The organism is Micromonospora sp. CA-259024, from assembly GCF_050936255.1.
Taxonomy (GTDB): Bacteria; Actinomycetota; Actinomycetes; order Mycobacteriales; family Micromonosporaceae; genus Micromonospora.
The window spans coordinates 674,638-686,986 of record NZ_JBNJND010000002.1 but is presented as its reverse complement, the minus strand read 5'-3'; the positions used below and the strand labels follow the sequence as shown (position 1 = coordinate 686,986).

Below are 12,349 nucleotides of genomic sequence, written 5' to 3'. Positions count from 1 at the left end.
CCCTGTTCCCGACAAACCGGCGACAGCAAGTGCAAGATCGCGAGGGTGGGGGTGGGGTGGGGGTTAGGGGCGGCGGGTCAGGCGTTGCCAGAGGCGGCGTAGCGGGTTTCGGGGCCGGGGGAGTTCGGGGGCGCGGGTGCCGAGTAGTTCGGTGGCCAGGGCCGCGGTGGCCGGGTCCAGCTCCGGGGCGGCCAGCGCCAGGTGGGCCAGCGAGGCGGCGATCGGAACCGGTCGGGCCCGCGCCACGGCGGCCGCGTCCGCGAGCCGCTCCGCCACCACCCGGGCCACGTCCGGCCGGACCGAGGGATCCACCCAGGCGGCGGTGACCAGGGCGAACAGCGCTGCCTCGGTGACCCAGTCCTCGACGCCCCAGATCAGGTCGAGCAGCACGCCGCGCCGGGTCGAACCCTCCCACGGCTCGTCGGTGCGATGGTGCAGCAGCCCCAGGCAGGCCCACACCTGCACGCCACGGACCCAGACCGACGGATCGTGGGCGGCCAGCAGTCGACCCACCGCGTTGGCCGGCGCAGCCGGCGGGTGCACCAGCAGGCCGAGCAGGTCGGCCACGTCGAGGCCGGCCAGGCCCACCGCCGCGTCGTACGCCGCCGGCGGGTGCGGCCACGCCGGGTGTGCGACCTGCCCGATCCGTTCGACCGCTGTCGCCGAGGGTGCCGGCAGTGCCGGCGTGGGGATGGTGTCCGCGTAGTGCCACAAGCGCTGGGCGGACGCGCGCCGGGGCTCGCGCGGGTCCGGCTCCGGCGTGCCGGCGACGTCGATCCGCAGCCCGGGGGCGGTGGATGTCGCCGTCCGGACGGCGCTCGGCGGGGCGGCGGCAGGGAGCCGTACGGCGCTGCCGAGACCGTTGTCGTCCTTGGCCACCGCCTCGCGCATCGCGTCGACCAGTGGGCCGCCGGCCGGGGTCAGTTGGCCGAGCCAGGGCCGGCCTCGGCAGCACTGGGCCAGGTCACCGTGCTCGTGGCTGTCGTCGGGGTGGTCACGGACGAAGTCGGCGAGCGCGACCAGGTGGGCCAGATCGCCGTCGCGCAGGTGCCGCAGGCGGTGGGCGGTGTGCACCGCGCAATCGAACGACGGGTCACGGGCCAACGCCCGCTCGGTCCATTCCAGCGCCTCGTCCAGCCGGCCGATCTCGGCCAGGGTGCCGGCGATGTCCGCGTAGATCGCCAGGTCGTCGGGGTCCAGCTCGACGGCCCGACCGAGGGCCGCGAGGCCCTCCCGGGTCCGGCCCGCGCTGCGGTACGCGTACCCGAGCCAGACCTCGCCCATCTTCGAGCGTTGTGCGCGTACCCCTCGGGTGGCCCAGCGGATCGCCAGCGCGACCTCGCCGAGACGCCGGGCCAGCGCGGACGACGCGCCGAGCAGCAGACCGTGCTCGGGGTGGACGGTGACCGCGTTGCGGGCCAGGGTGAGGTACGGCGTCAGCGCGCCCCGGCCGATCCGCGGCACGGGGTCGGGCAGCGCGGCGCAGACCTGCATGAGGACGCGGGCGATGCGATCCGGGTCCAGCCGTTCGGCCAACTCGGGGGCGGTGACCCACGGAACGCCGGCCCACTGGGTGCCGGGCGCGTACGCGGTCGCCGCGGCCAGCAGCTCCAGCCCTTCGGCGGGGCGGCCGGCGGTGGCGAGCAGGTGGGCGCGGGCGACGACCGCGCCCACGAAGGTGTGGTGGTTGATCGGGAAGAGGTCGAGGCCACCGCCGCTCACCGCGGCCAGTCGGGCCAGCGTCTCGTGCACCTCGGGGAGGGTGGGTGCCCGCGCCAACGCGCCGGCGAGGTGGCCGGCGGCGTGGTGCAGGTCACCCTCGTCCAGTGCCAGCCGGGCCAGCGCCAGCTCCTCCGTTGCGGAGAGCGTGGGGTCGTCCGTTCCCTCGGGCACGTCGTCCTCTCGTCACGGGCTAGGCCGGGTGTAGCAGGCCCAAGCGTAGTTGATATTGAGATCATTCGGTGATCATCTGCGCACTCCTGCTCGTTCGATTGCTCGGATACGTTGAATAGTGCAAGACTGAGCAGGAATCGCGCGGTAACCGCGCAAGGGGAGGGGTGTCCGTGACACGTGCAGGGGTCGGGATGGCCGCCGACATCGACGAGCAGCCGGCCGGCTACGCGCGCCTGCTGTCGGCCGCCAACGCCGCTGAGATCGCCCGGGTGGCGGCGGTCATCGCCGAACGCCGCCCACGGCACGTGGTCTTCACCGCCCGGGGCACCTCCGACCACGCGGCCCTCTACGGGGCGTACCTGACCGAGATCCGGCTCGGCCTGCCCGCCGGGCTCGCCTCACCCAGCGCGGTCACCCTGTTCGGCGCCCGCCCCGACCTGTCCGACGCGCTCGTCGTCGGGGTCAGCCAGAGCGGCGGCTCGCCCGACCTGGCCGAGGTGCTGCGCGCCGCCCGAGCCTCCGGGGCGCTGACCCTCGCGGTGACCAACGCGCCAGGGTCGCCGCTGGTCGAGGTGGCCGAGCTGAGCGTCGACATCGCCGCCGGGCACGAGCGGGCGGTGGCCGCCACCAAGACGTACACCGCCGAGCTGCTCGCCCTGCTGATGCTGGTGGAGGGGATCCGGGCCGGCGACGGCGTGCTCCCGGCCGCCGAGCGGGAGGCGCTCGCCGAGCTGCCCGAGCTGGCCGCCCGCACCCTGGCCGACGGCACCCCCGCCCAGCTCGCACCGCGCTACCGGTTCGCCCGCCAACTGGTCACGACCGGCCGTGGGTACGCCTACCCCACCGCCCGGGAGGCCGCGCTGAAGCTGATGGAGACCTCGTACCTGCCGGCGCTCGCCTTCTCCGGCGCCGACCTGCTGCACGGCCCGCTCGCGATGACCGACCCGGAGGTCCCGGTGCTCGCGGTGGTCGGGTCCGGCCCCGGGGGACGGTCGATGGGCGAGGTGCTGCCCCGCCTCGGCGAACGCCGCGCCGACGTCGTGGTGGTCGGCTCCGCCGACGTGCCGGGGGCCACCCGGCTCGCCGTCCCCGAGGTCGACGAGCGGTACGCCCCGCTGCTGGACATCCTGCCGTTGCAGCGGTTGGCGCTGGCCCTGGCGCTCACCCGAGGTGAGGACCCGGACGCGCCGCGCGGGCTGAAGAAGGTCACCGCGACGATGTGAGGCGCGGCGTGGCACCCTGGTCACCGTGTCCACGCTGCGCGACCTCGCCGAGGAGCACACCCATCTCCGTCCGGCCGACATCGACCACCTGCACCGGATCGCGGGCGACTGGCAACTGCTCTCCGATCTGTCCTTCGCCGACCTGCTGCTCTGGGTGCCGGTCGACGCCGACGGCACCTTCCTCTGCGTCGCCCAGGTCCGCCCGACCACCGCGCCCACCGCGTACCAGGACGACCAGGTGGGGCGGATCGTCGGCGGGCCGGAGGTGGCTCACCTGGGGGTGGCGTACTCCCAGGGCCGGATCTGGCGGGAGGGCGACCCGGTCTGGTACGGCGACGTGCCCGCCCGGCACGAGGCGATCCCGGTCCGTCTGCGTACCGCCGAGGGGGAGGCCGGTGAGGTGATCGCGGTGGTGGGACGGGACACCAATCTCTCCACCGCGCGGACGCCCAGCCAGTTGGAGCTCAACTACCTGACCACGGCGGACGACCTGGCCCAGATGATCGCGGACGGCACCTTCCCGCCGCCGCGGCACCCGGGCGAGACCACCTCCGCTCCTCGGGTCGGCGACGGCCTGGTCCGGCTCGACGCCGGAGGCAAGGTCACCTACGCCAGCCCGAACGCGCAGTCCGCGTACCGCCGACTGGGCTACGCCTCCCACCTCGTGGGCGAGGACCTGGCCGCGCTGCACCGCCGGCTGGCCGGCGACCCGCTGGACGGCACCGAGGCGGCGAACGGCATCCTGGCCGCGCTGCGCGGCGAGGCGCCACCCCGGCGGGAGATCGACGCGCGCGGTGCCACGATGCTCACCCGGGCACTGCCGCTGATGCCCGCCGGCGTGCCGATCGGCGCGCTGGTGCTGGTCCGGGACATCACCGAGGTACGTCGCCGGGACCGAGCGCTGATCACGAAGGACGCCACCATCCGGGAGATCCACCACCGGGTGAAGAACAACCTCCAGACGGTCGCCGCGCTGCTGCGGTTGCAGGCCCGGCGGGTGGCCATGCCGGAGGCGCGGGTCGCTCTGGAGGAATCGGTCCGCCGGGTCGCCTCGATCGCTCTGGTGCACGAGACGCTCTCCATGTCCAGTGACGAGGCGGTCGAGTTCGACGGCATCGTCGACCGGGTGGCCAGCGCGGCGACCGAGGTCGCCGCGACCGAGGTGAGCGTCGGCATGCGCCGGCGGGGCAGCTTCGGTGTGCTGCCGGCGGAGATCGCCACCTCACTGGTGATGGTCCTCAACGAGTTGCTGCTCAACGCCGTCGAGCACGGTTTCCCGCCGGCCGACGAGCCGGACCTCGACGCCGTGCCCGCCGTGCCCGCGATCGTTCCGGAGGCCGGCCCGTCGGGACGGCCGGAGGTGGTGGTCTCGGCGCACCGGTTCCGCAAGATGCTGCACGTCTCGGTGACGGACAACGGGCGTGGGCTGCCGCCGGACTTCGACGCCGAACGCGGCAGCCGGCTCGGCCTCCAGATCGTCCGAGCCCTGGTCACCGGGGAGCTGCGGGGCACCATCGAGCTGCGTGCCGGCGCCAACGGCGGCACCGAGGCGATGCTGGTCGTCCCGCTGGCTCGCAGTGCCCCGGACGGCCGCTCCCAAGCCTGACGGCTCGCCCGTGCGGGGTGGGCGGTCAGGCCGCGCGGCTGGTCAGCAGGGCGACGGTCAGTCCGGGGCGCTGCCACACCTGGGCGACGGTGAAGTCCGCGCGTAGCGCGTCACCCTTGGCACCGGTCACGCCGGTCAGCGGCTCGCCGTGCCGGCCGGCGACGACAAGCCACACCCGGGACGTGCCGACCAGGCACTGCGCCGGTTGGGGGCACTCGGCGGCCCACAGGTCGCCGAGGCGGACCTCGTCCTCGGTGCGCAGCACGTCCCGTGGCGGGTCGGCGAGGTGGTACTCGATGCCGAGATCGAGGAATAGCCAGCTGTGCCGGGGCGAGTAGACCACCGCGTCGCCCGGCCGCTGACCGTCGGCGATCACCCGCGCCGCGCCCGCGTAGTCCACCGGCGCACTGCGCGGCCACTCGTGGGTCCGCCGCAGCGCGGCCTGGTCGGGCAGGCCGAGCAGCCCGGCCAGGACCACCACGACGAGCGCGGCCGGCGCGGCTACCGAGGCCAGCGCCGCGCCCGCCAGCAGGCACGCGAAGGGCACCACGAAGACCAGGTACCGGGGCACCCACAGCGGTACGACCGTGCCGGCGGCGAAGAGCAGCAGCACGGGCAGCAGCACCGCGCTCACCGGCAGCAGGGCGCGCCGCCCGAGCCGGGCCGCGCCCAGCGCGGCGACCCCGAGCAGCAGGCCGCCCACCACGCTGCTCTGTGCCACCCCGCCCGGCAGGGCGGTCAGGTCGTCCAGCCCAGCCAGGTGGACCCAGTTCAACTGCCGGGACCGTTGTGTGCGGGCCTTGAGCAGCAGCGGGCCGGCCAGCAGCACGACCGGCACCACGGCGACCACCCACCGCCACACCCGCCGGTCCCGGTCAGCGGTGCGGTGTGACCCGGTGGCGACGCCGGCCGCGGCCGGGCCTCGCCACCAGGCGAGCAGGACGACCAGCGCGTGCGCGGCGAGCAGGGTGAGTGCGATCAGGTGGATGAGTCCGAGAGCGGCGACGGCGACGGCGTAACCGGCCCAACGGGCCCAGGTCGGTCGGCGCAACGCGGTCACCAGCAGCAGGGTGGCGAGCACGGCGAGCATGGTGGCCACGGCGTACGGGCGGGCCTCCTGCCCGTAGCGGGAGGTGCCGGGCAGCACCGCGAACAGCAGCCCGGCGAAGAGGCCGCAGCGCCGGTCGACGAGCCGCGCGCCGAGCACGGCGAGCAACCCGGCGGCCACGGTCATCGCCAGTACGGCCGGTGCGCGCAGGGCGATCGTGGAGTCGCCGACGACCGCGAGCCAGCCGTGCATCAGCAGGTAGTACGGGCCGGTGGCGGCGTCGATCGTGCCGGCCAACCGGGCCAGGTCGCCGGGCGACCGGGTGGCCGCGCTCCAGGTCGCCAGCTCGTCGCGCCAGAGCTGGGCGGAGCCCAGGCCGGTCAGGGTCACCGCCAGGGTCAGCAGCGCCGGAGCGAGCCAGACCGGCACGCGGCGCAGGTGGTCCCACGCCGCGCCGATCGGCTTCTCGGACGCTATGCCCACGGTCCGAGCCTGCCACGGCCATCCCGGTCGTGGGCCTCAGCCGGCGGGAGGCGGTGGACGCCAGGCGGGCATCACGTCGTTCGGTCGGGCGGTCTTCGCCGGATCACGCTCAACGAGTTCGCCGAGCGTGGCGTCGATCCGTGCCATCAGCTCGTCGTCCAGCCGTACCGTGGTGGCCCCGGCCGTCTCGGCGAGCTGCTCCGGTCGCGACGCGCCGACGATCGCGCTGGCCACCGTCGGTCGGTGCAACACCCAGGCGACCGCCAACTGGGCCATCGTGCAGCCGGTGGCCTCGGCGATCGACCGGAGCTGGCTGACCCGGGAGAGCAGCAGATCGGAGGAGTAGCGGGCGATGAACGACCCGCCGAAGCCGTCGGTGGCCCGGGAGCCGGCGGGTGGACGGTGGCCGGGCTGGTACTTGCCGGTCAGCACTCCCATCGCAAGCGGCGACCAGGCGAGCTGACCCAGGCCGAGTTCCGCGCTGGCGGGCACCACCTCGGCCTCCACCACCCGCCACAGCATCGAGTACTGCGGCTGGTTGGCGATGAACGGAACGTGCAGTTCGGCGGCGAGTCGCAGGCCCGCGCGCAACTGCGGGGCGGTCCACTCGGAGGCGCCGACGTAGAGCACCTTGCCCTGGCGTACCAGATCGGCGAAGGCGGTCATCGTCTCCTCCAGCGGCACGCTGTCGTCGTACCGGTGCGCCTGGTAGAGATCGATGTAGTCGGTGCCCAGCCGGCCCAGTGAGGCGTGGCAGCCCTCGATGATGTGCTTGCGGGACAGCCCGGCGTCGTTGGCTCCCGGCCCGACCGGCAGGCACACCTTGGTGCACAGCTCGATCGAGCTGCGCCGTACGCCGCTCAGCGCCTTGCCCAGCGCCTCCTCGGCCCGCCCCTGGGCGTACCGGTCGGCGGTGTCGAAGGTGGTGATACCCGCGTCCAGGGCGGCGGCGACGCACGTGGCCGCCACGTCGTCGTCGAGCTGGTTGCCGTGGGTCACCCAGTTGCCGTACGCGACCGCGCTCACGCGCAGGCCCGACCGGCCCAGTTGCCTGTACTCCATGTGAGGATCCTCAATCGGTCGGGCGCTGTCGCCGAACCGTTCGACCGTGGTCGAATCCGTCTGTGATCGAGGTTCAGTTCACTCCTGACGACCTGAGCCGGGTCCGTTTCGTGCATTCGCCGCTGGCGGAGCTGGTGGCCAGTACCTGGGCGCTGCGCAAGCCGGAGAAGTACTGGGTGCACCGTCCGTGGCGGGAGCGTGCCGAGCGGCTGCTGCCGGGCGCCGGCCTGGAGCCGCTGTTGGCGGTGCTCAGGTCGTCCAACGGCTACGTGCCGGACTTCCTCACCCCGATCGGGGTGGCACCGAACCTGGCGGCCGAGTTGCGGGCGGTCGCCGGCACCGACCCGTCCCGGGTGCGGCGGCAACTGGAGCGGGCCGGCGCGCCCCGGCTGGCCCCGGACGAGCTGGTCGCGCAGCTCCACCGGTACTTCACCCTGCTGATCGCACCGGACTGGCCCCGGCTGCGGGCGCTCGCGCTGGCCGACATCCGGCGCCGGACACTGCTCGCTGCCGAGCAGGGCGGACGCACCCTGCTCCGCGAGCTGCACCCGTTGATCCGGTGGGACGGCGCGGCGCTGCGGGTCGCCGTCGGCACGACCCGGCCGGCCGGCCTGGACGGGCGCCCGTGGACGCTGCTGCCCACCTCGTTCTCCGGACCGACGGTGCACGCGATCATGGAGGGCGATGCCGGGCCCGCCCTGTGCTATCCGCCCACCGGGCTGGGCGGGCTGTGGGATTCGCCGCCGCCCAGCGCGGCGCTGGGCGCCCTGCTCGGCGGTACCCGGGCGGCGGCGCTCTCCCTGCTCGACTCGCCGCTGAGCACCGGCGAGTTGGCCGCGATGCTGGGTCTCGCGCCGGCGACCGCGTCGCACCACCTCACCACGCTGCGGGACAACGGCCTGGTCGTCGGCGTACGGCAGGGGCGAGTGGTGCGTTATGCCCGAACTGTCCTTGGTGACCAGCTGGTCGGCTGACCCTCGGCCCGTGATGTGGGATCCAGCACGCGGACATTGGCCGGCCCCCATGGGATGTGGCAGCATAGGCCGCATGACCGCCGCTGTCGTCCGCCGCTTCGTGGCTCGTCGCCACGTCGATTACGGCCGCGTGCGCAGCGCGATCTGTCCGGCCAACTGACGACGCCCGACCAATCTGTCTCGGGCGCGCTCCGCGCCGGCTGTCTCAGACACCGTTGTCCCGCCCGCTCTCGCCGGGCCGGCCGTCGCGCCCCCTGCCCGAGGCACAGCAGACAACGGAGGACGCCGCGATGGCGGTCAGCAGCATCCCGGCCCGTTCCGAGGACCCGACGGCCCGCCCGGCCCGGGCGCCGCGCCGGCCACGGGGTGAGGGCCAGTGGGCGCTCGGCCACCGCGAGCCGCTCAACCCCAACGAGCGGATCAAGAAGGACGACGACCCGCTCAACGTCCGGGCTCGCATCGAGAACATCTACGCGCACCGTGGCTTCGCCTCCATCGACCCGCAGGACCTGCGCGGCCGGTTCCGCTGGTGGGGTCTCTACACCCAGCGCAAGGCGGGCATCGACGGCGGACGCACCGCCGTGCTGGAACCGCACGAGCTGGAGGACGAGTTCTTCATGCTCCGGGTCCGCATCGACGGCGGCCAGCTCAGCCTGGCCCAGCTGCGGGTGATCGCGGACATCTCCCGGGAGTTCGCGCGGGACACCGCCGACATCACCGACCGGCAGAACATCCAGTACCACTGGATCCGGGTCGAGGACATGCCGGAGATCTGGCGTCGGTTGGAGTCGGTCGGCCTGCAGACCACCGAGGCGTGCGGCGACTGCCCGCGGATCGTGCTGGGCAGCCCGGTCGCCGGGGTGGCCCGCGACGAGATGCTCGACCCGACGCCGGCGATCGACGAGATCGTCGCCCGGTACGTCGGTGACAAGCAGTTCTCCAACCTGCCCCGCAAGTTCAAGACGTCGATCTCCTGGCTGGTGGACACCCCGTACGAGTCGAACGACATCGCCTTCCTCGGTGTCGACCACCCCGAGCACGGCCCGGGCTTCGACGTCTGGGTCGGCGGCGGTCTCTCCACCAACCCGATGCTCGCCCAGCGGCTCGGCGTCTGGGTGCCGCTGGCCGAGGTGCCGGACGTGTGGGCCGGGGTCGTGGGGATCTTCCGCGACTACGGTTACCGCCGGCTGCGTAACCGCGCCCGGCTGAAGTTCCTGGTGGCCGACTGGGGCGTGGAGCGCTTCCGCGAGGTCCTGGAGAAGGACTACCTCGGCCGCACGTTGCTCGACGGCCCCGCGCCGGTGCTGCCGTCGAAGCCGGTGGACCACGTGGGCGTGCACGAGCAGGCCGACGGGCGGCACTACGTGGGCGCCGCCCCGGTGGTCGGGCGGGTGTCCGGCGCGCAGCTCAGCCAACTGGCCGACGTGGTCGAGGCGCACGGCAGTGACCGGGTGCGGCTCACCCCGTACCAGAAGCTGCTGGTGCTCGACGTGCCGTCGGAGCGGACGGAGTCGCTGGTCGACGCGCTGCGCGGGATCGGCCTGGAGGCCCGGCCGTCGGCCTGGCGGCGCGGCACCATGGCGTGCACCGGCATCGAGTACTGCAAGCTCGCCATCGTCGAGACGAAGGCTCGTGGCGAGGAGCTGGTGGCCCGGCTGGAGCAGCGGCTGCGCGACTTCGACGCGGACATCTCGATCCACATCAACGGCTGCCCGAACGCGTGCGCGCGCACCCAGGTGGCCGACATCGGGCTCAAGGGCCAGCTGGTCCTCGGCCCCGACGGCCGGCAGGTGGAGGGCTTCCAGGTGCACCTCGGCGGCGGGCTGGGCATGGCGCAGGGGCAGACCGCCGGGTTCGGCCGCAAGCTGCGTGGCCTGAAGACCACCGCCGAGGAGCTCCCGGAGTACGTGGAACGGCTGGCCCGTCGCTACCTGGCCGGTCGCAGCGAGGGCGAGACGTTCGCCAACTGGGTGATCAGAGTCGACGAGGAGGAACTGCGATGAGCAGCGAGAACCGAGCGGCACCTCTGTACTGCCCGTACTGCGGCGAGGAGGACCTGCGGCCGCACGAGGCGGGGCACGGCGCCTGGGAGTGCCACGCCTGCACCCGGGTCTTCTCGGTGAAGTTCACCGGGTTGCTCTCGCGGGCGGTTACCCGATGAGCCTCGTCTCCGCCGCCGGCCTGGGCCTGGTCGGCCCGGGTGGTCCCGCCCCGGCCGATCCGGCCCGACGTCCGCCGGACGAGCTGCGGGCTCTGGCCGAGCAGGCGGCTCGGGACCTGGAGGGCGCCCCCGCACTGGAGATCGCCCGCTGGGCGGCGCAGACCTTCGGCGACCGGTTCTGCGTCACCAGCTCGATGGCCGACGCCGTGCTGGCCCACCTGGTGTCCCGGGTGGCCCCCGGGGTGGACGTGGTCTTCCTCGACACCGGCCTGCATTTTCCCGAGACGCTACGGGTGCGCGACGAGGTCGCCCGGACGCTCCCGGTGAACGTCCGGTCGATCCGCCCCCGGCTCACCGTCGGTCAGCAGGACGGCCAGTACGGCCCCCGGCTGTTCAACAAGTCGCCGGACGACTGCTGCCAGCTGCGCAAGGTGGAGCCGTTGGAGCGGGCGCTGGCCGGGTACGACGCCTGGGCCGCGGGCCTGCGCCGGGACGAGTCGCCGACGCGGGCGAACACGCCGGTGGTGACCTTCGACGCGCGGCGCGGCAAGGTCAAGATCAACCCGATCGCGGCGTGGTCCCAGGGGGACGTGGACGCCTACATCGCCCGGTTCAACGTGCCGGTCAACGAGCTGTTCAAGCAGGGGTACGGCTCGATCGGCTGCTGGCCGTGCACCCGCCGGACCAGGGCCGGCGAGGACGCGCGGGCCGGCCGGTGGGCCATGTTCGAGAAGACCGAGTGCGGGCTGCACGTCTGACCTCCCCGGCGACGACCCCGACCAGCCCTGGTGCGGCCGGCGGGGCGGTTCCGGTGGTGCTGGTCGCGCACGGCAGCCGTGATCCACGGGCGGCCGATGCCACCAGAGCGCTGGCCCGGGCGGTGTCGGCGGCCCGGTCGGGCACGCCGGTTCGGGCGAGTTGGCTGGACCACACCGAGCCGGGGCCGACCGAGGTGCTCCGCGATCTGGCCGTGGCCGGCCACCGTCGGGCGGTACTGGTGCCGCTGCTGCTGACCGCCGCGTACCACCATCGGGTGGACATCCCGGCGGCGGTCGCCGCGGCGGCGCAGGCCGGGCCACCGCTGGCGGTACGGGTGACCGATGTGCTCGGCCCGGCGGACGGGGCGGTCGACCCAGGGCTGCTGGCCGGGCTGTGCCGTCGGCTCGGTGAGGCGCATCCGGGTCGCTTCGACGCGCTGGTGCTGGCCGCGGCGGGCACCCGGGACGCGCGGGCGCGCCGGTCGGTGGGCCGGGTGGCGGACGCGCTCGGTGTGGAGTTCGGGGTGCCCTGCCGGGTGGCGTACGCCTCGGCGGCTCCACCGGCTGCCGGCGTGGCGGTGTCCCGGCTGCGGGCAGCCGGCGCACGCCGGGTCGCGGTGTCCGCGTACTTCCTGGCGCCGGGTCTGTTTCACGACGCGGTGGCCGAGGCGGCCCGGGCGGCCGGCGCGACGGCGGTCGCCGCCCCGTTGACCGATGCGCCGGAGTTGGTCGAGTTGGTGCTGCGCCGCGTCGACGACCGGTCCGGCCGGCCCGTGGTGACGGCGGCGCGGTAATCCCGCGCCGAAAACAGCGGAACGCCCCGGCGGGCGAACCCACCGGGGCGTACAGCTGTGTCGTTGGGGATCAGGCGGAGTGAGCGCGCAGCACCCGGAGACCGCCGCGCCGCTTGACAGCGCGCCGCTCCTCCTCGCTCATTCCGCCCCAGACGCCGGCGTCCTGACCAGACTCGAGTGCCCACTGCAGGCACTGGTCGGTCACGGAGCAGCGCCTGCAGACGGCCTTGGCCTGCTCGACCTGCAGGAGAGCCGGTCCGGACGTCCCGATGGGGAAGAACAGCTCCGGGTCCTCGTCGCGGCAGACAGCATGGTGACGCCAGTCCATGGCGGCAACACTCCTCATT

Annotated in this window: 11 protein-coding genes; 7 read left to right on the top strand and 4 right to left on the bottom strand. The window is 74.0% G+C overall.

Translation table 11 applies throughout. The features are described from left to right. Nucleotides 1-63 precede the first annotated feature (63 nt). Nucleotides 64-1,893, bottom strand: coding sequence for a tetratricopeptide repeat protein (locus ACQEUX_RS22485; protein WP_433051707.1), 1,830 nt, complete (start codon nucleotides 1,891-1,893; stop codon nucleotides 64-66). Between the two features lie 191 nt (nucleotides 1,894-2,084). Here ACQEUX_RS22485 and ACQEUX_RS22480 point away from each other — a divergent pair, with 191 nt between their 5' ends. Together ACQEUX_RS22480 and ACQEUX_RS22475 are read left to right on the top strand one after the other, a co-directional pair. After that, nucleotides 2,085-3,116 carry an SIS domain-containing protein gene (locus tag ACQEUX_RS22480; RefSeq protein ID WP_433057063.1) on the top strand — a complete coding sequence of 344 codons (1,032 nt, stop codon included), beginning with the start codon at nucleotides 2,085-2,087 and terminating at the stop codon, nucleotides 3,114-3,116. Nucleotides 3,117-3,141: 25 nt separating this feature from the next. Next, nucleotides 3,142-4,722, top strand: coding sequence for a histidine kinase N-terminal domain-containing protein (locus ACQEUX_RS22475; protein WP_433051704.1), 1,581 nt, complete (start codon nucleotides 3,142-3,144; stop codon nucleotides 4,720-4,722). A 25-nt stretch (nucleotides 4,723-4,747) separates the two neighbouring features. On the opposite strand, the gene ACQEUX_RS22470 is transcribed toward ACQEUX_RS22475, so the two are convergent. Together ACQEUX_RS22470 and ACQEUX_RS22465 are read right to left on the bottom strand one after the other, a co-directional pair. Then, nucleotides 4,748-6,253: a glycosyltransferase family 39 protein gene (locus ACQEUX_RS22470; protein ID WP_433051701.1), complete on the bottom strand. Its 1,506-nt coding sequence runs from the start codon at nucleotides 6,251-6,253 to the stop codon at nucleotides 4,748-4,750. A gap of 36 nt (nucleotides 6,254-6,289) precedes the next feature. Continuing rightward, entirely contained in the window at nucleotides 6,290-7,315 is a 1,026-nt protein-coding gene (locus tag ACQEUX_RS22465) for an aldo/keto reductase family protein (protein WP_433051698.1), read from the bottom strand. A 62-nt stretch (nucleotides 7,316-7,377) separates the two neighbouring features. Between ACQEUX_RS22465 and ACQEUX_RS22460 the strand changes: the two genes are divergently transcribed. The 5 genes from ACQEUX_RS22460 (at nucleotide 7,378) to ACQEUX_RS22440 (ending at nucleotide 12,002) form a co-directional block, all read left to right on the top strand. After that, complete coding sequence (locus tag ACQEUX_RS22460) at nucleotides 7,378-8,289, top strand: ArsR family transcriptional regulator (protein ID WP_433051695.1); 912 nt, start codon at nucleotides 7,378-7,380, stop codon at nucleotides 8,287-8,289. A gap of 290 nt (nucleotides 8,290-8,579) precedes the next feature. Continuing rightward, complete coding sequence (locus tag ACQEUX_RS22455; RefSeq protein ID WP_433051692.1) at nucleotides 8,580-10,292, top strand: nitrite/sulfite reductase; 1,713 nt, start codon at nucleotides 8,580-8,582, stop codon at nucleotides 10,290-10,292. Then, nucleotides 10,289-10,450, top strand: a complete 162-nt coding sequence (locus tag ACQEUX_RS22450) for a hypothetical protein (protein WP_167393614.1) — start codon at nucleotides 10,289-10,291, stop codon at nucleotides 10,448-10,450. The genes ACQEUX_RS22455 and ACQEUX_RS22450 overlap by 4 nt, the downstream gene beginning before the upstream one ends. Continuing rightward, nucleotides 10,447-11,208, top strand: a complete 762-nt coding sequence (locus ACQEUX_RS22445) for a phosphoadenylyl-sulfate reductase (protein WP_433051689.1) — start codon at nucleotides 10,447-10,449, stop codon at nucleotides 11,206-11,208. Before ACQEUX_RS22450 ends, ACQEUX_RS22445 begins: the two co-directional genes overlap by 4 nt. Beyond that, nucleotides 11,190-12,002 carry a sirohydrochlorin chelatase gene (locus ACQEUX_RS22440; RefSeq protein WP_433051686.1) on the top strand — a complete coding sequence of 271 codons (813 nt, stop codon included), beginning with the start codon at nucleotides 11,190-11,192 and terminating at the stop codon, nucleotides 12,000-12,002. The genes ACQEUX_RS22445 and ACQEUX_RS22440 overlap by 19 nt, the downstream gene beginning before the upstream one ends. A gap of 70 nt (nucleotides 12,003-12,072) precedes the next feature. Here ACQEUX_RS22440 and ACQEUX_RS22435 read toward each other — a convergent pair whose 3' ends face one another. Then, complete coding sequence (locus ACQEUX_RS22435; protein WP_007072794.1) at nucleotides 12,073-12,330, bottom strand: WhiB family transcriptional regulator; 258 nt, start codon at nucleotides 12,328-12,330, stop codon at nucleotides 12,073-12,075. Nucleotides 12,331-12,349: the final 19 nt, after the last annotated feature.